The following is a 22,647-nucleotide window of genomic DNA, read 5'->3' as shown; positions in this document are numbered from 1 at the left end:
TTGTTTGAATATTGACAAAATATAAAACTGAGTGTATTATCTGTACTAAGGTGAATAGTACAGTTTAAGAAAGGAGTGAAGCTGTGTTTCCTATAGACGCAAGGGATAGTAGACCAATTTATGAGCAGATTATTGATCAAATTAAAGAACAGGTAATGAAGGGGATTTTAAAGCCAGGAGATCAGCTACCATCTGTTAGACAACTAGCAAGTATGTTAACAGTGAATGCTAATACGGTGATGAAGGCTTATACAGAGCTTGAAAGACAGGAAGTGATTGAAACCATAAGGGGGAAGGGAGCGTTTATTGCTATGATGCCAAGTAAAGTTATTAGTGAAAAGCAGATTATAGAAGTACGTAAGGCGTTAAAAAGTAGTTTTGTAGCTATGCACTATATGGGGATGAGTAAGCAAGAGGTTATGGCAGAGATTGAAAAAATTTACGATGAACTCTCAAAGGAGGAAGAGTAAATGGTAAAAATAGAGCATGTCTGTAAAAGCCTTAATGGGCAAGAGGTTCTAAAAGATGTTTCGATAGAAGTAAAGCCTGGGAGCATTTACGGCATTATTGGGGAGAATGGGGTAGGTAAAAGTACGCTCATTCAATGTTTAACAGGAGTATATAAAATAGATGAAGGAACTATTTTAATAGACGGTCAACCAGTTTATGAAAATAATCTAGTGAAAGAGCAAATAGGTTATGTAGCAGATCGTAATCAGTTCTTTAATAGTTACCGTGTAGAGCAAATGGTGACCTTTTTTGAAGAAACTTATCCTAAATTTTCAAGAGAAAAGTTTAATGCTTACAATGAAACCTTTAAATTAAATCCAAAGACTAAAGTAAAAAATCTCTCAAAAGGGATGCAAATGCGTCTTTCCTTAATGCTTAATATGGCAAGTATGCCAAAGGTATTAGTATTAGATGAGCCTACTTCAGGGCTGGATGCTTTAGCAAAGAAACAAGTATTAGACTTTATTATTGAACAAGTGGATGAAACAGGTATGACTGTTGTTATTTCCTCACATCACTTAGCAGAATTAGAGCGTATCTGTGATGAAATTACTATGCTTTCTAAAGGAGAGGTGGTCTATCAAAGTTCAGTAGAAGACTTAAAGAGCAAGGTGAAAAAGCTTCAAGTAGTCTTTGACAAAGGAGCGCCAGAAGACCTAGATAAATGGCATGGGATTTTAAATGTAGAGCATGTAGGTAGTGTGTACTATGTGGTAACCAATGATTATAATGCAGCTTTAGAAAAACGCCTAAAGTTAGCAGGTGCTATGTTAGTAGAGACTATAGGTCTAAATTTAGAAGAAGTGTTTATTTACACAGCTATTTCTAGAGAAAATATCGGGGAAGAAGCATAGAAAGGGGAGGCATATGAAATCAATCAAGCGATTAAAACCACTTATTAAGTTAGAGTTAAAACCTGTGTTAGGAGTTGGCATTTATTTGATGCTGGTTAACATTTTCGGATTTATTACTTTAAGCAAAGAGATGAATGAGGTATGGAAAAACTATCTAGTAGGTGGCATAGGGGAGTTTGTTAATCGAGTAGATAGGATAGATTTAATAAGAAATATATTTAATAATGAAATAACTACCCTATTAATTTTTTATTTGATAGGTATGCTATTCCTAAGTATTTTAAGTGTCAGATATGACAAAAGTATAGAAACAAGCCGATTTTTGAAAAGTTTACCTTATACAAGTGGTGAAAGAAGTTTAGTTAAAGTAGGATTAGGAACATTGAGCTTTACCATATGCTTTGGATTTTATAGCTTAATAGTAATGGTTATGCGAAGCAGTTATGTAGTTAAATTACAGGAGATTTATGATGTACTTCCGTTTGGGCAGATACAAGATCAATTCATGAGCGCAACTGATCTGGCAAGACGATTACTAGTTGTTTATTTAACTATTTTAGCAGTATATCTCTTTTTTATATTAGTACAGTATATAGTATCACATAAACTGGGGAGTACTTTGATTGCAATTTGTATACTGGCTTCACCTATATTCTTGTTGGGTAGCATTTGTTACTGTTTTCCACAGTTTGATATAAAAATTTTTGATAGAGCAATTGGTTGGCTGTATGTTTCGGTGGTAAGAGGTCCGACAGGTAGACGAATGGCTATACAAGAAGGAGGAAACAATTATAGTCTCTATTTTTATGCAGAGGATATAGAAATATATCAAATTGCTTTTTATCTGATTGCCATTGCTTTAATGATCCTAGCGATTTGGAAATTGAGTCGATGTCAACTTTTAGAGCAAGCTGATAAGTTAATTCCAGTGAAAGAGCTCAGATGGGTTTTTATAGCTGGTGTTACACTTTGCGGAAGTTTTTTATTATGTGATTTATACCTTTTACTAGTAGAGCGGCTTTTGCGAAATAGTATTAGTGGAGATAGATGGTTTGCTTTAACAATTGGAGCCGTTATAAGCTTCATCATTAGTAAGAATATTGCTTCTATTGGACAGGTAAAGAGAAAAGAGGTGAAGAGCGCATGAAAAAGTGGATCCTTTTATTAAGTATAACCATGTTTCTACCAGGCTGCCAAAGTGTATTAGAATTACAGAAGGAGTACAGGGTTCAAAGTAAAACAGATGAGTATTTTAGTCAGGATGTAACGAATTGGGAGAAGCTTGTGGATATACAAAACTTGAAGGATGATGGCACATGGAGTATGAGTAGAAGTTGGTATATTAATGAACTTGGAATCAAAAGACTAGATGGTGGAATGATGATAGAAAATATATACTCACCATTAGGTAAAGAAATGATAGAAGTTTTAGGTGCACAGTTAGGAAGTAGCTTCGATGTTTTTTTGAATGAGATTCCAGAAGGTAATAGTTATTTTTTTAAAGAAAAAGTAATAGATGGTACAGGAATTATTTTACAAAAAATAAAGTCAGGGGAAGTTCACTTAGGTATTGTAGCATCAAGCATTCAAATGAAAGACGAGATAGATAGTAATTGGCTTAAAGCAATCTGCGGTGAAGATCTAGTAGTAAGTGCAGCTACGAGAGGAGAAGATAAGCATTTAATAGAGGTAAGTTATCCAAGTTATTTAATTAGAAATGATTTCGTAAACCTTCATAATACCACCTCATATTTCCAAATGTTTAGAACAAATGAAGGAAAATTAGAAAAGGTGAGGATGATAGTTAATCAGTATATGAATAGTGATGATTATAGTGAAGGAGACTTAGATCCAGAGAAGTTAGAACCACTTCAAAGAATGGTGAATGAACTTGCTGGTGAGGAGATTGATATGACTGACTTTATTAATGATATTTATAAAGTAGCTGACCAAAAAAGTAGCAAAGAGTCTGGTAAAATAGGAACGCTTAACTATGAAGTCACTAGAAAAGATGCACGCATATGGTATGAAAAGCTAATAGAAGTGGTAGTTACTCCTTAAATAGTATATATAAAGGTGCTAGGCAAAATAAACGGTCCCTTTTGTCAACAATATGATGAAAAGAGATTAAGCAAGAAAAAGATGACTTCTATATTGTTTAGAAGCCATCTTTTTTCATGCTCATTAGTATCTGAGATTATGATACTCTAAGTATTGATCTCTCAAATGAAATTAATTTTGTCTCGTTGATTTTTAGTTTCGATAGTTAATGCTTGTTTTAGCATTTTAACCGTTACCACTACTACGAATTTTCATCCATCTTAAGATTCCCTTGTGGTGTTCTTTTTACCTTTGGTTTTGCGATCCATAGTATATGAGTAGTTACAGCAATCCCTATACAGAACAAAAGAATTGTTAGCCATAAAGTATGAACACATATAGCAGAGAGTATTAGCATAGTCCATAGAAAACTCAAGCTCTTGATAACTGTTCTAGTACTTAATCCATTGCGCTCCCTATAATTTGTAATATATTCTCCGAAAAACTTACTCTTTTTTAACCAGTTTGACAGCCTTTTACTACTAGTGAAACATCCGGCAGCAAGGAGGACAAAGGGAGTCGTGGGCCATATCGGGAAAAACACGCCAATTGCTCCTATTACAAGAAAAACGAAACCTAAAATAATGAGCAATCTATTTTTTAAGCTCATGGTTTTAATGTTGCCTGAATGAGTCCATCATTGTCTAGTTTTGATAATTCTTTTACTTTATCAAAATCAAGACCCATAGCTGCTGTAATACGTTCTCCATATTCAGGATCAGCTAGATAGCAGTGTACAGCATGACGGTATTTTACATTATCTGTTACAGGAGCAATATCAGCCGCAGTATTTTCAATTAAAAGCTTACGCTTATCCTCTGTCATTAATCGATAAAGATCTCCTCCTGCTCGGAAATTATCATCTGTAGGATCATCCTTTGGATCAAATCTATACATAGCACCTTCAAGTTCAAGAGGTGGTTCTGCTACATCTGGTTGTGGTGACCAATAGCCGTCACTATTTGGAGAATATGCAGGCAACCTTCCATAGTTGCCATCTACGCGCATTGCACCATCACGGTGGTATTCATTGACTTCACATTTGGCACGATTAACCGGTATATGATTATGGTTGACACCAAGTCTATATCTCTGAGCATCACCATAAGCAAAAAGTCTTCCTTGTAAAAACCTATCTGGTGAAAATCCGATTCCAGGAACGACGTGTGCTGGTGTAAAGGCTGATTGTTCAACCTCGGCAAAATAGTTCTCAGGATTACGGTTAAGCTCAAGAACGCCTACCTCTATCAGTGGAAATTCCTTGTGGCGCCAAATTTTGGTGATATCAAAAGGATTTTCATAATGATTTTTTGCCTGCGCTTCTGTCATAATCTGAACATACATAGTCCACTTTGGATAATCTCCACGTTCAATAGCCTCAAAAAGATCTCGACCATGGCTTTCCCTGTCTTGTCCACAAATAGCAGTTGCTTCCTCGTTAGTGAGATTCTTAATTCCCTGTTGTGTATGGAAGTGGAATTTACACCAAACGCGTTCATTTTTATCATTATAGAATGAGAAGGTGTGCTCTCCATAAAAATGCATATTTCGGAAGGAGGCTGGTATGCCACGGTCTGACATGACAATGGTCCTTTGATGGAAGCTCTCAGGAAGTAGTGTCCAGAAGTCCCAGTTATTTTGAGCTGAGCGCATACCAGTTCTTGGATCGCGTTTTACAGCTCGGTTAAGGTCTGAGAAGTTATGAACATCACGAATGAAAAAAGTAGGTGTATTGTTTCCAACAAGGTCCCAGTTACCTTCTTCGGTATAAAACTTAACAGCAACGCCACGTATATCACGTTCTGCATCTGCTGCACCACGTTCACCAGCTACAGTAGAAAAACGAATGAAAAGATCTGTTTTGGCACCAGGTTGAAGAACTTTTGCTTTAGTATACTTTGAAATATCGCCAGTAACGGTTAGATTACCATATGCTCCCCAACCTTTTGCGTGCATACGACGTTCTGGTATAACTTCGCGATTGAAATGTGCCATTTTTTCCATTAACCATACATCTTGCATAACCACAGGTCCTCTAGGGCCGGCTGTTATAGAATTCTCGTTATCAGCTACTGGTGCCCCTACTTCATTTGTTAGTTTTTTGTTTTCATCCATCATAATACCTCCTTTAAAGTTATGTATTTATATGAAATGCGGACTCCAATCAATATAATCGGGCTGCATTCATACTCAAGTAAGTGAAACCCCCATCAGTACAATAGCGGCATATGCGCAGCTTTTTGGGAGCATAAGCATCCCAACTTTTGGATTTGTTTTTGAAAATAATACTACTGGTAGATAGCAGACAAAACTAATCAGTATTGCAAGCCATAGAAGAGATAAACTGCCTCCATATTTGAAGGCTGCTATCATATAGAATAGCATGACGGTCATTCCTAAAATAAAAAATGGAATGTTTCGGATAATACCCCATATCAATGGTGGATTTTCATCTAGCCAACGATTTTGAGGTAGAACACATAGGAAAATACGTAATAGGGCAGAACCATAAACAATTATGGAAAGGTATTTATTAGCATGAAAAGGGTAGTAACCGTTACCAATTTCCCATAAGAAAATATAAAATAGGGTCATTGTTATGGACGCAATAAGTTTCCCCATTCCTAATACAGGTGTATGATTATGATTATTTTTATCAGTTATGGCGTAGATACGAGGAATAAGATGAGAGGCATCTCCAATTCCTAAAGTAAAAGCCATAAGTGCATATTGCCATCGTAAGCTTCCAGGTTCTGCAGTCATATATAGTAACACTGCGGCTATGAACACTGTAAAAAGATATAATAAGTCAAATATGGCTTCAACAGTGTTCATCATTTTTCTCTTTGGATTAGTTTGTACCATAATTCATCCTCCCCAATTCATATTTTTATTCGCACATTTAGGGTGTGTGATGATATTTACAATAAAATAAGAGGATTAATCTCCACATAATCTATGCAATACATCCTTCATTAAAATAATAGCGAAGAAGATGCAAGCATATTCTAAATGGGCGAGATTGAAGATATTATGATTAGTAAATAGTTACATATAATTTGTTGATATTTGTAATATTATATATAATTATAATAATTTTTATTATTATAGTCAACATTCGTTTCGTTACTTGATGGATTAAGAAGTGTTGGGAATAATAAAATAGAGAGCACTAAGCTAATTTTTTACCGAAAAAACTGTAAGTTATTTACAAAAACGATGAAATTATCTATTTGGTGTTATACAGAGGATATAAATAAGGTATAATAAAGAAAAATAATAATAGCCAGAATTGGAACGTATTTCGATATAAGGGGAATGAAGAGGAGAAAATATGGGAAAACATACGGTAACACTTAAGGATGTAGCAGAAAGAGCAGGTATGTCTGTCACACAAGTATCTAGAGCGCTTAATGGTTATAATGATGTTAGCGCAAGTACAAAAGAACGTATTAAAGCGTTAGCTGATGAAATGGGATATATAAAAAATGTGGCAGCTCAAAAATTGGCAACTCAGTGTTCTAATCAAATTGCGCTTGTTATTAAGGGTATGGAGAATGACAATAAATATAATACATACAGCGCAGTTTATTCTGTAATAAGAGGTATTGAAGCTTATACATCCAAGATTAATTATGATTTAACTATTTATACAATACGTGAAAAAATGCAATCTTATGTAGCTTATTTTAATGCAAAGGGAATTACGAGTGCTATCTTAATTGGATTTGAATACAATGACCCCTACTTATCCGAATTGTTAGAGTCACCTATACCTTGTGTATGTATTGATATTCCTACTACGGCAGGAAATAATGGGTGTATTATCGTTAATAATTCTTACTATGCAAGTGAAGCGGTGGAGCTACTTATAAAGGCAGGTAAAAAGAAAATTGCAATGATCACCGGTAAAGAAAATGCCATAGTAAGTATGGAAAGAGAAACTGGTTATAAAATTGCACTCGCTAAACACCAAATAGATTGGAATACTGAATTTATTTTAAAGGGAAATTTTGAGCGAGAAACTGCTAGAGAATGTACTAAGGAGATATTAAAGAAATATCCAGACATAGATGGATTTTTTTGTGCCAGTGATTATATGGCAATTGGGTGCATGGAAGGTATAAGAGAAATGGGAAAAAGTATTCCTGAGGATATAGGAGTTGTAGGATTTGACGATATTCCGGTGTCTGAGTATTTGATGCCTAGTTTAAGCACGGTTGCTCAAAATAGTTACGAAAAGGGATATGCAGCAGCTACACTTATTCATGAAATCATAAGAAAAGAAAATACACCAAGGATTATTACTTTGGAATGTGAATTGAAAATAAGAGATTCAGTGTAAAGAAATAAACCAAATTTCTAATAAGATATTGTTTGTGTGGACATAATTGAAGCATAAACAATATTTTTTTGTGTATATTTTTTGTAAAATATGTAACAAAAAATAAAGTAATTGACAAAAGTTTTGTCTAATGTATAATAAGAGTATAAAACCAAATCGATTCGGTAAATCTAACAACAAGAGGACACAACTATGAAAATGACAAAAAAAGCAATGAGTTTAATGTTAGCAGCAACTATGCTAGGCTCAGTTGTAACTGGGTGCTCTAGCTCAAAAGGAGATACTTCAACACCATCAACTGAAGGCGCAGGCGTAAATAATGGTGAAAAAGTAGAGTTAACCATCGGAATAAGTGCGGATCCTGTTGAGGTTGATTTAGTAACGCAACAAGCTGAAGCTTATATGGAAAAAAATCCAAATGTTAAATTGGTAGTAGAGCCGATCGCAGGTGATATTTGGGAAGTACTTAAAACTAGAATGGTATCTAATGCGGAGCCAGATATTTTCTATATGGACATTTTCCAAGCGGCGCAGTTTATTGATGCAGGTAAATTAGCATCTTTAGATGATCTTTTTACACCAGAAGAATTAGCTGACTTCGAACCTGCTTTAGTAAATGGTTTTAAAGGACAAGATGGTGTGCTTTATGGTATCCCAAAAGATTTCTCCACATTAGCACTATACTATAACAAAAAAATGTTTGAGGAAGCTGGTATTACACCACCTACAACATGGGAAGAGCTTGAAAGTGCAGCTAAAGCACTTACAAAAGACGGTGTAGTAGGCCTTTCACTACAAAATGGAATCGATCGTGTACAACCATTCTTCTATAGTAATGGTGGTTCTATGTTAGAAGATGGTAAACCAACACTTAATAATCCTAAAAACATTGAAGCTTATGAATTCTGGTTATCATTACTTAAAAATGGCTATGCTCAAACACCTCAACAACTTGGTGTAGGCTGGGATGGAGATGCTTTTGCGGGTGAACATGTAGCTATGACTGTAGAAGGAACTTGGATGATAGCTAACTTACAAGAGATTGCACCTGATTTAGAATATGGTGTTGTACCAGTTCCACAAAAAGAACAACCAGCTTCTATGCAGTTTACAGTAGCTTACTCTATGTCTAAATCAACTAAAAACCCAGATGTAGCAAAAGATGTAATCAAATTCTTAACATCAGAAGAACAACAAAAATTAATCACAGATGCTGGTAGAGCTATGCCTTCTAGAAAATCATCATTAGAAGCGTTTGTACAAGCTTGGCCAGACCGTAAAGTGTTCGCAGAAGCTGCACCAGTAGCTAGTGAATTTAACTACGGTGTTATTTCTTCAACAGTTGTAGCAGAAGCAGCTAAAGCCATGGAAAAACTGCTTTTAGATTCATCAATTACTGTTAAAGAAGCTTTTGATGAAGCACAAGCAAACATTGATAAAGCACTATCTAATCAATAAAACATTGATATTTAAATAAAAAGCAGACTTTCTTATTAAATTTTTGATAAGAGAGTCTGCTTTTTTGTGTAGATTTGGAAATAACGAAAAACTTAGTCGAGAGTTTGGACGCGAGTAGTAGAAGGAGAAAAAGTGAAATGGTGATGTTTTACAGTTTAAAATGCATAAAAATATACAAAACTAAATTGACAAAGTGCAGATATATTGTATAATAAAACTATAAAGCTACCAAAACGTTTCGGTAGAAAAATACGACAAAAATAAGATATTTACCAAAAAAACGAATTGTTTACATACCTGTAGGCCATCGTTATAAAACTAGAAAGGGTGGAAAGCGTGAAAAACCTTACTCACAGAAAGACACAAGAAAATATTGCAGGCTTAGTACTTGTTGCTCCTATTGTACTTCTTATGCTTGTATTCGTAATTGGACCAGCTATATACTCTATGTTTTTAAGCTTCCAAAATTACAATATGCTTAAACCAGACCAAGCAACATGGACATGGTTTGAAAACTATAAAGAGGTTATTAAAGACCCAGCATTTCATCAGGCGCTTTACAATACATTTAAATACTCTATTGTCGTTGTGCCAGTTCAAACGATTTTATCTTTATTATTAGCAATGGTTGCTAATCAAAAGATTAAAGGAAAAACTTTCTTTAGAGTAGCGTATTACGTGCCAGCTGTTACTTCAGCTGTAGCAGCAGCTTCCATTTTTATGTTTCTTTTCAATACAAAAGGGATTGCTAACCAGTTCCTAGGACTATTTGGTTTTGAAGCAGTAAGTTGGTTTAATGATCCGAAGTTTGCCTTGCCACTTGCTATGATTATGGCGATTTGGTCAACAGTAGGTTCTCAGATGCTTATCTTCTTAGCAGGGCTCCAAGATATTCCAGAGGAAGTTTATGAAGCAGCAGACATGGACGGCGCAGGCCCATGGACAAGATTTATACAAATTACAGTACCTATGCTGAGTTCTAAAACGATGTTCGTACTTGTAGTAGGTATGATAGGAACGCTCCAAATGTTTGACCAAGCATTTATTATCTCTGGTGGAGTAGGTGGACCACTTGGTTCAACAACAACAGTTGTATTATACCTTTACAATAAAGCATTTGGTGAAAATAGATTAGGGTATGGTTCAGCAGTAGCAATGCTTCTTTTCGTCATCATCCTAACCCTTACTTTAATACAAAAATACTTTTTTGAAGACCGTGAAAAAAGACAAGAGAATAGAGGTGGAAGATAATGCGTAAGAGCACACCTAAAATGGCTAAAATATTATTTTATGTGATCGCAATAAGCTATGCACTCATTGCAATATTCCCTTATATATGGGGGGCTTATACAGCCCTTAGACCTACAAGTCAGGCCTATAAATTGACTTTTGATTTTGCTGATTTAAGTCTTAATGCATTCAAATCACTTTTCCAAAAAAATGACATTGGCAAATGGTATTTAAACAGTATATTTGTAGCTACTTGCGTTACCTTTTTAGGAGTAGCAACAAGCACAATGGCGGGATATGCCCTTGCGCGTCTTGAATTCTTTGGTAAAAAGATATTATTCATTGCTGTCGTTGGTGTAATGATGATACCAGCTCAAATCACAATGATTCCTCAATATATGCTTTTAAATGAGTTAAACCTAGTAAATAACTATGTGGGTCTTATTTTACCATTCATCTTTAATGCTTTTAATATCTTTATGATGAGACAATTCTTCTTATCTTTCCCAGCTAGTTTAGAAGAAGCGGCTGAGATTGATGGAATGGGAAGAATTAAGATTTTCTTTAAAGTAGCATTACCGTTAGCAAAACCAGCGGTAACAACAATCACTATTATGAGTTTTATGGGAAGCTGGAATAACTTCTTAATGCCTAACTTATTAATTACTTCAAGAGATATGTATACGCTTCCAGTAGGTATGGCTTCATTAAATAGCCAATATTTCTCATATCCTAACCAGATAATGGCAGGGGCGATGTTGTTATCTATACCAATGATTATCTTTTTCTTAGTATTCCAAAGACACTTCATCCAAGGAATTACGACTTCAGGAATTAAATAGGAGAATGTCCATGATTGATAAAATAATTAAAACACAAGATTTACATGATGATTATGTTGTTTCTTCAAATAAAATCTATATCATCGGTTCACAAGATGGTACCTTTAGAAAATTAGGTTTTCATGTGCCAGGAGAGATGGGAGGGATTATTGCCCAACCTATTAAAATGGCAGATGGCTATGGTTTGGAAATGGATGGAAAACAGTTAATAGGAAAAAAATATACTTTTGATAATGGAGATAGCGTATTTGGTTATGAAGAAGCTTTTGGTACATTAGAACGTCGTGAAATAGCTGTGCCGAATGAAAAAGCAATTGTTATTAAACTTTCTCCTAATTTTAAAGAAGCAAAGACACTAACAGTGACTATGGATTTTCATATTATGGGATGTTGGACAGCTGAAGATTGTGGGCATATCAATGATGCCACAATCTTAGCTAGTGCTAATGAGAAACAAGTGATTGTAAAAAGTGAGATTCATCCTAATTATGTAGGTCTTTTCTCAAACTTATGTTTTGAGCAGGCTTTCCGTGCAGAGGGAGATCATTTATTAGCTACCTTAACTTTTGAAAATATCACTAATGAGGAAATTCAGTTTCTTATGATTTCTAATAATGAAAGTGAAGAAGCTTTAGTAGTAAAACATCAAGAATTATTTAGTCAGCTTAATATTTTACTTGAGGATAAAAACGAAAAGTTAAATAAAATATTTGGTAAGTCAGAACTTAAAACAAATGATAAAGCTTTTGATGATGCTTTTAATGCTCTTAAAATCAATTATGACATGCTTATTCAAAATATAGATGGCATTGGAGAAGGCTATACAGCAGGCTTCCCTGATTATCCTTGGTTCTTTGGATGTGATACTACTTATGGCATTAATGGGACGTTAGCAGTAGGACAACACAAAATGACACTTCAAAGTCTAAGACTTCTTAAGCAGATCTCTCATGAATGTAATGATGGCAACGGACGTGTGATGCATGAGATATCACCTTTTGGCTATGTTTATAACAAAGGTAATCTTCAAGAAACACCGCAGTTCATTACGGCTGTTTATGAAGCTTATACTTGGACCGGAGATAGAGCTTTCTTAGAGGAAATGTATGATTTCTGTAAGAAAGGGATGAAATGGGTAGAGAGTAAAGCGATTGATGGTATTATTTGTCCAAAGGGTGCAGGTATTATTGAAATTAATGGTGTAGATGGACGCCTTATTGATATTGCTATATGGACCTATAAGGCTTATGAAACCCTTGAAAAAATGGCTACAATCTTTGGCGAAGAAGATTTAGCTACAACTTATAAACAAAAAGCAGAAGCTCAGGCAAAAGAGATTGTAGAAAAATTCTATAGCAAGGAAGAAAGATTCTTTGCAGATATTATTTGCACAAAAGATGAGATTATGGCAAGCAAGGATCTTCTCATTAACTCTGTTAAGAATACAAAAACACAACATGAAGCTTTAAAAGTTTATTTTGATAAGCTACTTGAAAAAGAGTGTGAGCAAGATGAATTAATTCCTGTAGTACTTAAAAATTGGATTACAGTATTGCCTTACACAGAGCATTTCTTAACAGAAGAAATGTTAGAAGAAGGTTTAGAGGAAATGAAAAAACCAAACTTCTATAATGCATCAGGTATGAAACTTGGTTGTATGTGTGATGACGCAAATGATCCTTCTGATGATTTATATAGTATTAACAAATCTATGTCTATTAATACGGGTTATATGGCTGAAGTATTTGCTAGAAATAAAGATGCCAATAGAGGGTATGCATTACTGAAAAAGTTAACGGATTGTGCCGCATTAGGAATGCCAACTGCTATTAGTGAAATCTTGCCAAATGATAATCAGGGATGCTTTATGCAGTTCTGGTCAGGCTATGGTATTCACCATGTATTTGTAAGATATATCTTAGGAATTGAAGTAGATGCACCAAATAAGAACATTACTATTAAACCTAACTTACCAGAGTCACTTACAGACATTACACTTAATAACTTGCTTGTAGGAGAATGTCATTACAACATTACTTATAAAGTAAGAGAAGGCAAAGTAACTGTGCGCGTAGAGAAAGACAGAGCAGATTATACATTCGAGATACAATAAGGAAATGGAGAAAAGCCATGATACTATACAACAAAGGAACTGGAGAGTATCAAAACTTTCTTATAACAGAAGACTGTTTTGATGAATACAACTTAGGCAAGACAGAAACAATCATGTGTCAAGGGAATGGTTACATGTGCATTAGAGGGGCTGCGGAAGAAAATTATCCTAAAAAGACAGCAAACACTTTTATTGCAGGTACTTTTAATAAAGGGCCAGGGTATGAGCCAACAGAACTTCCTAATACAGCAGATACCTTTTCGATGGAAATTATTATTGATGGCAAAAGATTCTTTTTAACAGAAGATAATGTCATGGATTATGATAAAACACTTAACCTTAAAACAGGTGAATTAACAAGAACGTTTAAATATCAAACAAAAGATAACCTCATTAGTTTTGAGTTTACACGCTTTGTATCAGCAGATAATTTACATTTAGCAGCGCAAAGGGTGAAAATAACACCACTTAATAAAGATGCTCAAATCGTCATTATCTCTGGTATTGATAGCAAGACTACTAACTCAGGTGAAGCACATTTTATTGATGATACAAGAAGATTTTTTGAGAAACGTTTTATCTTTACGAAACTAACAACGACTCAGTCAAAGATTGATTTCTTTATTAATGCAGCGCACCGTATTTTTTTAGACGACGTAGAAGATCATACTTTACCACAGCCTTTGATGAACAGAAGAGAAGCTTTCCAAAAATATAGCTTTGATATTTCAGTAGGAAGTACCCTAACAATAGAGAAGTATATTACATACTACACTTCCATTGATAATAAAAATGTAGCCTGCGAAGATAATGAAAAAAGTTATCTGATCTTAAAAGACATCATGGAAGAGGGCTATGAAGCACTTCTTAAAGAAAGTATGGCGGCATTAGATACGAAGCTTTGGTCTAGAGATGCTATTACGATTCGTTCTAAAAATGAATTTGACCAATTAGCTATTAATTATGCCATGTATCATTTATTTGCTATGACACCAGCTCATGACCCACGTATGAATATAGGTGCAAAAGGCTTATCAGGTGAAGGTTATAAAGGACATGCTTTCTGGGATACAGAAGTATTCCTTTTACCAAGATACATTGTACAAAACCCAGAAGTGGCTAAGAGTCTTATTGAATATCGTTATCATGGCTTAGAAGGGGCAAGGAAAAAAGCTAAGGAAAATGGCTTTGAAGGCGCTATGTTCCCTTGGGAAGCAGCTAATCCAGAAGATGGAGAAGTAACACCTATTTATGGTGGTATGGACGTTTATACAGGAGAAAGAGAACGTATTAAAACAGGCTTTATTGAAATTCATATCACAAGTGATGTTGCCTTTGGTGTGTATAGTTACTTCAACTTTACAGGTGACCAAGAGTTTATGGATAACTATGGTTATGAAATCCTCCTTGAAACAGCAAGTTTCTGGAGTTCAAGACTTGAAACTTCTAAGGAAGATGATTTACTTCATATCACTAATGTTATAGGGCCAGATGAGTACACAGAGCACATAGATGATAATGCGTATACCAACTATCTTGCTAAATGGAATATGGATTATGCAGTAAAATGCTATAACGACATTAAAGCTAATAGACCAGAAGTGTATGCGCGCCTTGCTAAAAAAATAGGAATAACAGATGAGATGATGGCAACTATTGCGGAGCGTGCAAGCAAAGTGTATATTCCAGTACCAGGTGAAGATTTAATTATTGATCAAGATACGACTTATAGAGCACTTGAAGAAATTGATCTTACTAAATATAGAAATAATGTAATGGGTATCTTAAAAGACTACAACTTAGATCAAATTAGTAAATTTAAGGTATCTAAACAAGCAGATATTATGGTACTTTTCTTACTCTTTGGTGAGAACTGGAGTAATGAAATAAAAGCAGCTAACTTCAACTATTATGAACCTTATTGTTTACATGATTCATCTTTAAGTTTTAGCACTTACTGCATACTTGCAAATGATATTGGTAACACAACCTATAGCTATGAGTTATTTAAAAAAGCAACCACTATAGACCTGGGGCAAGATATGAAATCCTGTGATGCTGGTGTTCATGCTGCATCTTATGGCGGTATTTGGCAGTGCGTCATTAATGGATTTGCCGGGCTTAGAATGATTGGAACGGACCTTCATTTTAACCCAAGACTGCCAGAAGAAATTCAAGGTATTACCTTTAACATGATTTATAAAGGTCAGACTTTAAAAGCTAAGATAGAAAAAGAAGAAATCACCCTTACAAACCTAGGTGAAGAAACGGTAACTGTGTTTGTAAAAGGTGAAGAAGTGACATTACAAAACGGACTAAACATAACTAGATAAGGGTGACAAGATGAGCAATAAATACGATTTAGCGATATTTGACTTAGATGGTGTAATTGTAGATACAGCAAAATATCATTACTTAGCATGGAAAAGACTAGGTAAAGAATTAGGCATAGATTTTACTGAAGAACAAAATGAAGACTTTAAAGGTGTAAGCCGTATGGCGTGTATGGATATCATGTGTAAGCTTGCTGGTAAAGAAGACATGAGCCAGGAAGAACGTGAGAGATTAGCGAACCTTAAAAATGAATGGTACGTAGAATCTATAGGAGAACTTGATGAAAGTGAATTATTAAGCGGAGCGAAAGACTTACTTGTAGCCCTTAAAGAAAACGGGATTAAAGTAGCACTTGGTTCAGCAAGTAAAAATGCACTTCCAATATTAGAACGTACAGGAATCGTTAAATACTTTGATACCATCGTAGATGGTAATCATGTAACTAAAGCAAAACCAGACCCAGAAGTCTTTGTACTTGGCGCACAAAGATTAGGGGTTGAGCCAAGCAAATGTGTTGTTTTTGAAGACTCAGTAGCTGGTATAGAAGCAGCGCATATTGCGGGCATGGGATGCATCGGGATTGGTAGTGCAGAGAATTTACCAAATGCAAAGACAGTTGTAGCAGGGCTTGATCAAGTTACAATAGACACTTTTAAATAGAAGTAATGGGGTGTAACAAAATGACTAAAGCATGGATTGTAGAAGAGAATCAAATTGACCAAGTGAGCTTACTTAAAAATGAAAGTCTTTTTAATGTGGCAAATGGTTATATAGGGATTAGAGGGAACTTTGAAGAAGGGTATCCTGCTGATAAGGTAAGTATACGAGGCAACTATATCAATGCGTTTTATGAAGAAGCAACTATTACTTACGGTGAAAAAGCTTTTGGCTTTCCTGAAACCTTACAAAAAATTGTTAATGTCATGGATGGGCAGACAGTATTTGTAACCATTGGGGAAGAAAGAGTTAATCTATTTGAAGGTGAGCTTAAAGACCTAAAACGTTTTGTGAATCTAAAAGAAGGTTATTACACAAGACAAATCCACTGGGTTTCTCCAAGGGGTAAAGAAGTTAAAATAGACATTACACGTCTAGCTTCTTTTACAACCCTTGAGTTATTTGCTATCCATTACCATATAGAAAAAATCAACTTTGATGAAGAGGTCATTATTGAGTCTGTTATAGATGGAAACGTAGAAAACTATACAAACCCTAATGACCCAAGGGTAGGCGCTTCGCATGCTCAGCTTTTAAACATTGTAAAAGTAGCAGAGGAAAATCAGGTTTTACAAGTGGTAGGTGAAACGAAGGTTTCTAAGTTACAAGTAGCCCTTACTACAACTCATAGAACAAACTGTGAGGCAGGCATCGAAGTCGATGTGGCTGAGAAATCCATTGCGGCAAGATATACTTTTGATAAAGGCAATGCTGTTATTGAATTTACTAAGTATAATGTATATACCGATACAAGAAGGCATACAGATCCTGTAGCAGAAGGTATATGTTTAATTAAACAAGTAAGTGAGCAAGGCTTTGAGACTATTAAAGAAGCTCAAAAGGTTTATTTGGACACTTTTTGGGAAGTGGCAGATATTGAAATTTTAGGAGATGAGGCGCTTCAACAAGGCTTAAGATTTAATATTTATCAGTTATTACAAGGTGTAGGAAAAGACCAGGTAAGTAATATTGGAGCAAAAGGTTTAAGTGGAGAAGGATATGAGGGACATTATTTCTGGGATACAGAAATCTATGTCATGCCTTTCTTTACACTATGTAATCCAGAGATTGCAAAACAACTGTTAAGATATCGTTATCATATTCTAGATGAAGCCAGAGCTAGAGCTAAAGAACTTGGTCACCGTAAAGGAGCAGCTTATGCTTGGAGAACGATTACAGGGAAAGAATGCTCAGCTTACTTCCCAGCAGGCACCGCACAGTACCATATTAATGGTGATATTGCTTATACTTATATTCAATATTATTTAGCAACAGGAGATCAGGCGTTTATTAAAGACTTTGGCCTAGAAGTTATTTGTGAAACAGCAAGAATCTGGTTAGAAATTGGACATTTCCAAAAGGGTCTATTCAGAATAGATGCCGTAACAGGTCCAGATGAATACACAGCTATTGTAAATAATAACTACTATACCAATCAATTAGCTAAGTATAATTTAAGTACAGTTGGTAAATGGGTTAAAGAATTAGAAGAAACAGACCCAGAGGCATTAAAGGCAATCTGTGAAAAAATCAGCTTAACACAAGAAGAACTAGATAGCTTTGAAAGAGCCAGTGAAAATATGTACTTGCCTTATGATGAAGAAAGAGGTATTTGTGCCCAAGATGATAGTTTCTTATCAAAGGCTGTGTGGGATTTTGAAAACACACCAAAAGAAAACTATCCGTTATTACTTTACTATCACCCACTTACTATTTACCGCTATCAAGTACTTAAGCAAGCAGATGTGGTGTTGTCACACTTCTTATTAGAAGACGATGTAGATTTAGAGGCTATTAAAAAGTCTTATGACTACTATGAAAAAATTACAACCCATGACTCTTCTTTATCTTGTGCGATTTATAGTATAGTTGCTTCTAAAATAGGTTATGAAGATAAAGCTTATAAATACTTCATTGAAACAGCTAGATTAGACCTTGATAATACCCACAATAATACTAAAGATGGTGTGCATATTGCTAACATGGGTGGTACTTGGATGGCTATCGTTTATGGTTTTGCAGGCCTTAGAATTAAAAAAGACCATATTAGTTTAGAACCTAAACTGCCAGCTAAGTGGGATGGCTTAAGCTTCACCTTCCTTCACAAGGGAGCTAAGATTAAGGTGAAGATGCAAAAAGATAAGACAATTTTAGAGGTGTTTACTACTCAAAGTATTCAAATTAAAGTTAAAGGTGTTATGTATTTAGTAGAGGAAGATACTGTTCTGGAGATATAGAAAAAGTAAGGTCATATTAGAATATCAAATAAATAAAATTAACTCAAAAGAGCTATCCAAAGACTAATTGTTTTTGGATAGCTCTTTTAGATTAGGGCCAAACTGGATATTTTCGGGTCGTTAGAAGTTGAAGAATAACTGAGTGATGATTTAATAAAAAATAGTTCAAATATATTAAAAATATTGATAATTATTTTTATCTATAGTACTTTATATATAAAGTACTATAGATAAAAAGGAGAAAGATTGTGTTATCAAAACCAGGGATGCTGCTTTTAGGTATGATTAATGAATCATCTAAAGGAGCGTATGAAATAACAAAAATGTTAGAAGTGATGCAAGTAAAATGGTGGTTTAATATATCTGATTCTACAGTATATAGCACCATTAAGGTCTTAGAAAAGAAGAGATATATTACTGGTAGCACAGAGAAAAATGGGAATATGCCAGAAAGAACAGTGTACACTATATCATCAAAAGGAAAAGAGATTCTAGAGACTTCCATCCATGGGGCTTTTCTTAATATGGATTATGATACGACGACATTCTCAATAGCGGCAAGCTATTTAAGTATTTTACATAAAAATGAGATAATAGAGTTGTTAAATAAAAGATTACAAATGTTAGATGAATATAAAAGGGGGATACAAGAAAATATTAGTCAATTGAGGCAATCCAATCTTTCACCACTAATAATAGATAATATTGAACGTATGAAAGATATAGTAGAAGCTGAAATAGTCAGCGCTAATAGAATGCTTTTAAGTATAAAGGAAGGTGACTAGGATGACTATCAATAAAATGACACAGTTTGTAATAACACTTGTTTTATTAGACTGCCTAGTAACACCTTTTATATTAGGTGCATTTTATCCTAAGTATAGTCATATGAAGATGGTACTTAGTGTACTGGGTGCAAAGAAGTCTCCTGTAAGACTGGTTTATAACTTTTGGATGGCTTGTTTGGGGATAGGATTTATCATTATTGGCTTTAAATTGTTTGCAAGCTACAAAAGCACATGGTACATCCCTAGTATGTTATTACTAATGGTTACAATTAGCTATGCCATATTGGATTGCTTGGTATCAAGTATATTTTCGGTAGGAGATTCAAAAGAGATGCTAACCCTTGCTGAAAAACTACATGGTTATGGATCAGCTATAGGGTGTACATTATTTGTTCTAGGAGGTTTATTCGCCACTATGTTATTATGGAAAAATCATCCTTTAGCCGCTAGGTGGTTACTTATTTGTTGGTTAATGGCTATTTTAACATTTGGGGCATTTGTATCTGGGGACAATGTGACACAATCAGTCAGTGGAATTAAGAAATTATTAATCTATAACGGACTATGGCAGAGGCTTTCTTTTTTATTAATGTATATACCTTATATAGTCTTAAGCTTATTAAAAGAATAGAAGAACCAATTATGGGGCTAATAGAAATGCGAGGGAAATACCGTAAGATAGTTGTTTCCTCTCATTTTTACGTTATGCCCCAGATCGCTCAGTATTAGGTTGATACGGTGTTGAAACAGCTAGAGTAGAATTTGTGATAGTAATTTATAAAATAATAAATATGTGTAAACTATATGCTATAATAAACTTAATTATTGAACATACCCCAATTATAGAGAAGTGAGCAAGGTGTTTTTGAAGCCTTGGTTATTGATATGAGAGATTTTTGTGTAAGAGCAATTTTGTAAATGATTTGTAAATAAATTAATGAAAGTGACGCAGGAGGTACGGATGGAAGGTATCATCGAACGAATGATAAGCAATGTCAAGAAAGTAATTATAGGGAAAGATGATATCATTGAACAAATGATGATTTGTCTTTTAAGCGAAGGACATATTTTATTAGAGGGCGCACCAGGCCTAGGGAAAACTAAGCTGGCTATAGCTTTATCTCGTAGTGTAGAAGGTAGCTTTAAGAGGGTGCAATTTACACCAGATGTGCTTCCGTCAGATGTAACAGGTTTTTGCCTTTATAACAAAGAAACTGGAGAGCTAGAATATAAAGAAGGGGCGGCTTTATGTAATTTCTTATTAGCTGATGAGATTAATAGAGCTTCGCCAAGAGTGCAGTCAAGCTTACTTGAAGCCATGGAGGAAAGACAAGTGACCGTAGAAGGTGTTACAAGGGAACTACCTAGTCCCTTTATGGTTATTGCCACTCAAAATACTATTGAAAGTCAAGGTACATATCCACTTCCAGAAGCTCAAATGGACCGTTTCTTTATGAAGCTTCATCTAGAATATCCTTCTAGAGGAGAGTGGGAGGAAATATTAGAGCAATCAGAAGGGGTGGAACCACTTAAAGCTTTAAAGCAAGTGGTTAGCCTGCAAGAGTTAGAGGCTACCAAGAAAAAACTAAGGGAAGTTGTAGTAAGTAAGGAAGTTAAAGCTTATCTATTAGATTTAGCAGAAGCTATTAGTCATCATGAAATGGTAGAAGTGGGCATAAGCCCCAGAGGAACTATTGCTTTATTAAAAGCGACAAGAGGTGCAGCTATGGTAGGGGGACGCTCCTATGCTACACCAGATGATGTGCAACAAGTATTAAAGGCTGTTGTTGGGCATCGATTAGTGTTAAAAACTCAAGCTCAGTGGAAAAGTACACAAATTAGCGATATTTTAAAAGAGGTACTTGAGCAGATAACACCACCTGTTTTCCATGTTTAAGAAGTTCAAATTACCCCAAGATGATACGACTAATGTCCCCTTTATCTTAATCGTATTAGTGTCTGGGGTACTAGCTTATACAAAGCCTGATCATATCACCATAGACCTTTTTTGTTTACTTCTTATTAGCATCGTACTCGATACATTTCATTTCTTCTTGGTTAGTAAAAAGATAGAGATGGTTATAGAACCTGTTCCTAGCAAAGTTCAAAAGGCGCAGCAGCTAGAAGTTATTATTAAGGTAAAAAATAATAGCTTTTGGCCTACGCCTTATTTACATATTTTCCCTCGAGATGGATATAGACTAAGTCTTAAGGAAAAACAAAATTACTGCCTTTTTCTTGGAAGTGGATCTGTTAAAGAGCTGGCTTTAGTTTATGAAGCACAGCTAAGTGGTAAACAAACAGTGGGTTTTGAAGATGTATTTTTAAAAGATTACTTAGGTCTGTATCGAAGAACTATAACTTTACCTGATAACCCGAAAATAAAGGTATTACCAGAAGTTAGGGAAGGGTTAGAAGTAGATGAATTTTTAGGTGCAGGCACAGAAATAGGATATAGTAGAGGAAGCCAAAATCGTGCTAAGCTAGGCGGAGAAGGAGAAGTAGCAGAGGATCTTACAGCTTATAAAGCAGGCGATTCACCAAAGCTCCTGCACTGGAAAATCTTTGCACAGAAGAATCAGCTTTTAGTGAGACAAAGAGAAACAGGAAAGCAAGATGGAGAAAGTGTACTCCTCATTTTAAACCCAATAGGGAGTCATATTGAGGAAGAAAAGCTACGCTATGAATTACAAGATAGAAGCTTAACAGCTAGTTTATCTTTAAGTTATCAATTAGTAGCCAAGGGGCATCAAGTAGCTTTTATGTATTATCAAAAAGGAAATTGGATTAAGGCTTCTTTAAAGTATGCCAGGGAAATTCAATACCTAAGAGAAAAATTAGCCAGCTATGAGCAACTGGAATCTTCAAAGGATAGGACTTATAGAGGGGCTTTAAGAGCCTTTCTAAAGGGAATAGAGAAGGAGCAAGGTCTGAAAATAGTAGTTGCCCAAGATATAGACCAAGCAGTGCTTTATTATTTGGATGCATGGCGTAAGAAGCCGGAGGATATTAAATTGCTTTGTGTTGGAAAAGCCATTAATAAAACCAGCACCGTAGACATAGAAGCCTGGCAAGTAACAAAGGATTATGAGCTGAAGAAGCTATAGAAAGGAGGATAA

19 protein-coding genes are annotated in these 22,647 nt (G+C 35.0%); 16 read left to right on the top strand and 3 right to left on the bottom strand.

Features of this window, described 5'->3' with window-relative positions:
• Window positions 1-83: 83 nt before the first annotated feature.
• Genes QTL86_RS17375 through QTL86_RS17360 form a run of 4 tightly spaced genes read left to right on the top strand, consistent with a single transcriptional unit; the run spans window position 84 to window position 3,425 of the window.
• Entirely contained in the window at window positions 84-470 is a 387-nt protein-coding gene (locus QTL86_RS17375) for a GntR family transcriptional regulator (RefSeq protein WP_013655198.1), read from the top strand.
• Window positions 471-1,364, top strand: coding sequence for an ABC transporter ATP-binding protein (locus tag QTL86_RS17370; RefSeq protein ID WP_410495616.1), 894 nt, complete (start codon window positions 471-473; stop codon window positions 1,362-1,364).
• Between the two features lie 13 nt (window positions 1,365-1,377).
• Window positions 1,378-2,511 (top strand): hypothetical protein, encoded by a 1,134-nt coding sequence (locus QTL86_RS17365; RefSeq protein WP_410495615.1) that lies wholly within the window; start codon window positions 1,378-1,380, stop codon window positions 2,509-2,511.
• Window positions 2,508-3,425, top strand: coding sequence for a hypothetical protein (locus QTL86_RS17360; RefSeq protein ID WP_410495614.1), 918 nt, complete (start codon window positions 2,508-2,510; stop codon window positions 3,423-3,425). The genes QTL86_RS17365 and QTL86_RS17360 overlap by 4 nt, the downstream gene beginning before the upstream one ends.
• 241 nt (window positions 3,426-3,666) lie before the next feature.
• Here QTL86_RS17360 and QTL86_RS17355 read toward each other — a convergent pair whose 3' ends face one another.
• The 3 genes from QTL86_RS17355 to QTL86_RS17345 form a co-directional block, all read right to left on the bottom strand.
• Window positions 3,667-4,074: a YbaN family protein gene (locus QTL86_RS17355; RefSeq protein WP_410495613.1), complete on the bottom strand. Its 408-nt coding sequence runs from the start codon at window positions 4,072-4,074 to the stop codon at window positions 3,667-3,669.
• Window positions 4,071-5,579: a catalase gene (locus tag QTL86_RS17350; RefSeq protein WP_410495612.1), complete on the bottom strand. Its 1,509-nt coding sequence runs from the start codon at window positions 5,577-5,579 to the stop codon at window positions 4,071-4,073. Before QTL86_RS17350 ends, QTL86_RS17355 begins: the two co-directional genes overlap by 4 nt.
• Window positions 5,580-5,654: 75 nt before the next feature.
• Entirely contained in the window at window positions 5,655-6,329 is a 675-nt protein-coding gene (locus tag QTL86_RS17345; RefSeq protein WP_410495611.1) for a hypothetical protein, read from the bottom strand.
• A gap of 469 nt (window positions 6,330-6,798) precedes the next feature.
• Between QTL86_RS17345 and QTL86_RS17340 the strand changes: the two genes are divergently transcribed.
• The 12 genes from QTL86_RS17340 (at window position 6,799) to QTL86_RS17285 (ending at window position 22,635) form a co-directional block, all read left to right on the top strand.
• Window positions 6,799-7,809: a LacI family DNA-binding transcriptional regulator gene (locus QTL86_RS17340; RefSeq protein WP_410495610.1), complete on the top strand. Its 1,011-nt coding sequence runs from the start codon at window positions 6,799-6,801 to the stop codon at window positions 7,807-7,809.
• Between the two features lie 192 nt (window positions 7,810-8,001).
• The gene (locus tag QTL86_RS17335) at window positions 8,002-9,267 is read left to right on the top strand and encodes an ABC transporter substrate-binding protein (protein WP_410495609.1); all 1,266 of its coding nucleotides are present in this window, start codon (window positions 8,002-8,004) and stop codon (window positions 9,265-9,267) included.
• Between the two features lie 336 nt (window positions 9,268-9,603).
• Complete coding sequence (locus tag QTL86_RS17330; RefSeq protein ID WP_243118637.1) at window positions 9,604-10,518, top strand: carbohydrate ABC transporter permease; 915 nt, start codon at window positions 9,604-9,606, stop codon at window positions 10,516-10,518.
• Window positions 10,518-11,339, top strand: coding sequence for a carbohydrate ABC transporter permease (locus QTL86_RS17325; RefSeq protein ID WP_410495608.1), 822 nt, complete (start codon window positions 10,518-10,520; stop codon window positions 11,337-11,339). The genes QTL86_RS17330 and QTL86_RS17325 overlap by 1 nt, the downstream gene beginning before the upstream one ends.
• 10 nt (window positions 11,340-11,349) lie before the next feature.
• On the top strand, window positions 11,350-13,452 hold the full coding sequence (locus tag QTL86_RS17320) for a hypothetical protein (RefSeq protein WP_410495607.1): 2,103 nt from the start codon (window positions 11,350-11,352) through the stop codon (window positions 13,450-13,452).
• 17 nt (window positions 13,453-13,469) lie between these two features.
• A complete protein-coding gene (locus QTL86_RS17315) occupies window positions 13,470-15,785 on the top strand; it encodes a glycoside hydrolase family 65 protein (RefSeq protein WP_410495606.1) in 2,316 nt (771 codons plus the stop codon).
• A gap of 10 nt (window positions 15,786-15,795) precedes the next feature.
• Window positions 15,796-16,446: a beta-phosphoglucomutase gene (gene pgmB, locus QTL86_RS17310; protein ID WP_127065211.1), complete on the top strand. Its 651-nt coding sequence runs from the start codon at window positions 15,796-15,798 to the stop codon at window positions 16,444-16,446.
• A 20-nt stretch (window positions 16,447-16,466) separates the two neighbouring features.
• Window positions 16,467-18,740, top strand: a complete 2,274-nt coding sequence (locus QTL86_RS17305; protein WP_410495605.1) for a glycoside hydrolase family 65 protein — start codon at window positions 16,467-16,469, stop codon at window positions 18,738-18,740.
• A gap of 248 nt (window positions 18,741-18,988) precedes the next feature.
• Window positions 18,989-19,525 carry a PadR family transcriptional regulator gene (locus QTL86_RS17300; RefSeq protein ID WP_410495604.1) on the top strand — a complete coding sequence of 179 codons (537 nt, stop codon included), beginning with the start codon at window positions 18,989-18,991 and terminating at the stop codon, window positions 19,523-19,525.
• A gap of 1 nt (window position 19,526) precedes the next feature.
• A complete protein-coding gene (locus QTL86_RS17295; RefSeq protein WP_410495603.1) occupies window positions 19,527-20,159 on the top strand; it encodes a DUF998 domain-containing protein in 633 nt (210 codons plus the stop codon).
• Between the two features lie 330 nt (window positions 20,160-20,489).
• Window positions 20,490-21,425, top strand: a complete 936-nt coding sequence (locus QTL86_RS17290) for an AAA family ATPase (RefSeq protein WP_410495602.1) — start codon at window positions 20,490-20,492, stop codon at window positions 21,423-21,425.
• Window positions 21,418-22,635, top strand: coding sequence for a DUF58 domain-containing protein (locus tag QTL86_RS17285; RefSeq protein WP_410495601.1), 1,218 nt, complete (start codon window positions 21,418-21,420; stop codon window positions 22,633-22,635). Before QTL86_RS17290 ends, QTL86_RS17285 begins: the two co-directional genes overlap by 8 nt.
• Window positions 22,636-22,647: the final 12 nt, after the last annotated feature.

This window comes from Cellulosilyticum sp. ST5 (assembly GCF_046529625.1).
GTDB classification, from domain to species: Bacteria; Bacillota; Clostridia; order Lachnospirales; family Cellulosilyticaceae; genus Cellulosilyticum; species Cellulosilyticum lentocellum.
Note: the sequence above shows the minus strand (reverse complement) of the source record. Positions and strands in the feature narration are given on the sequence as shown.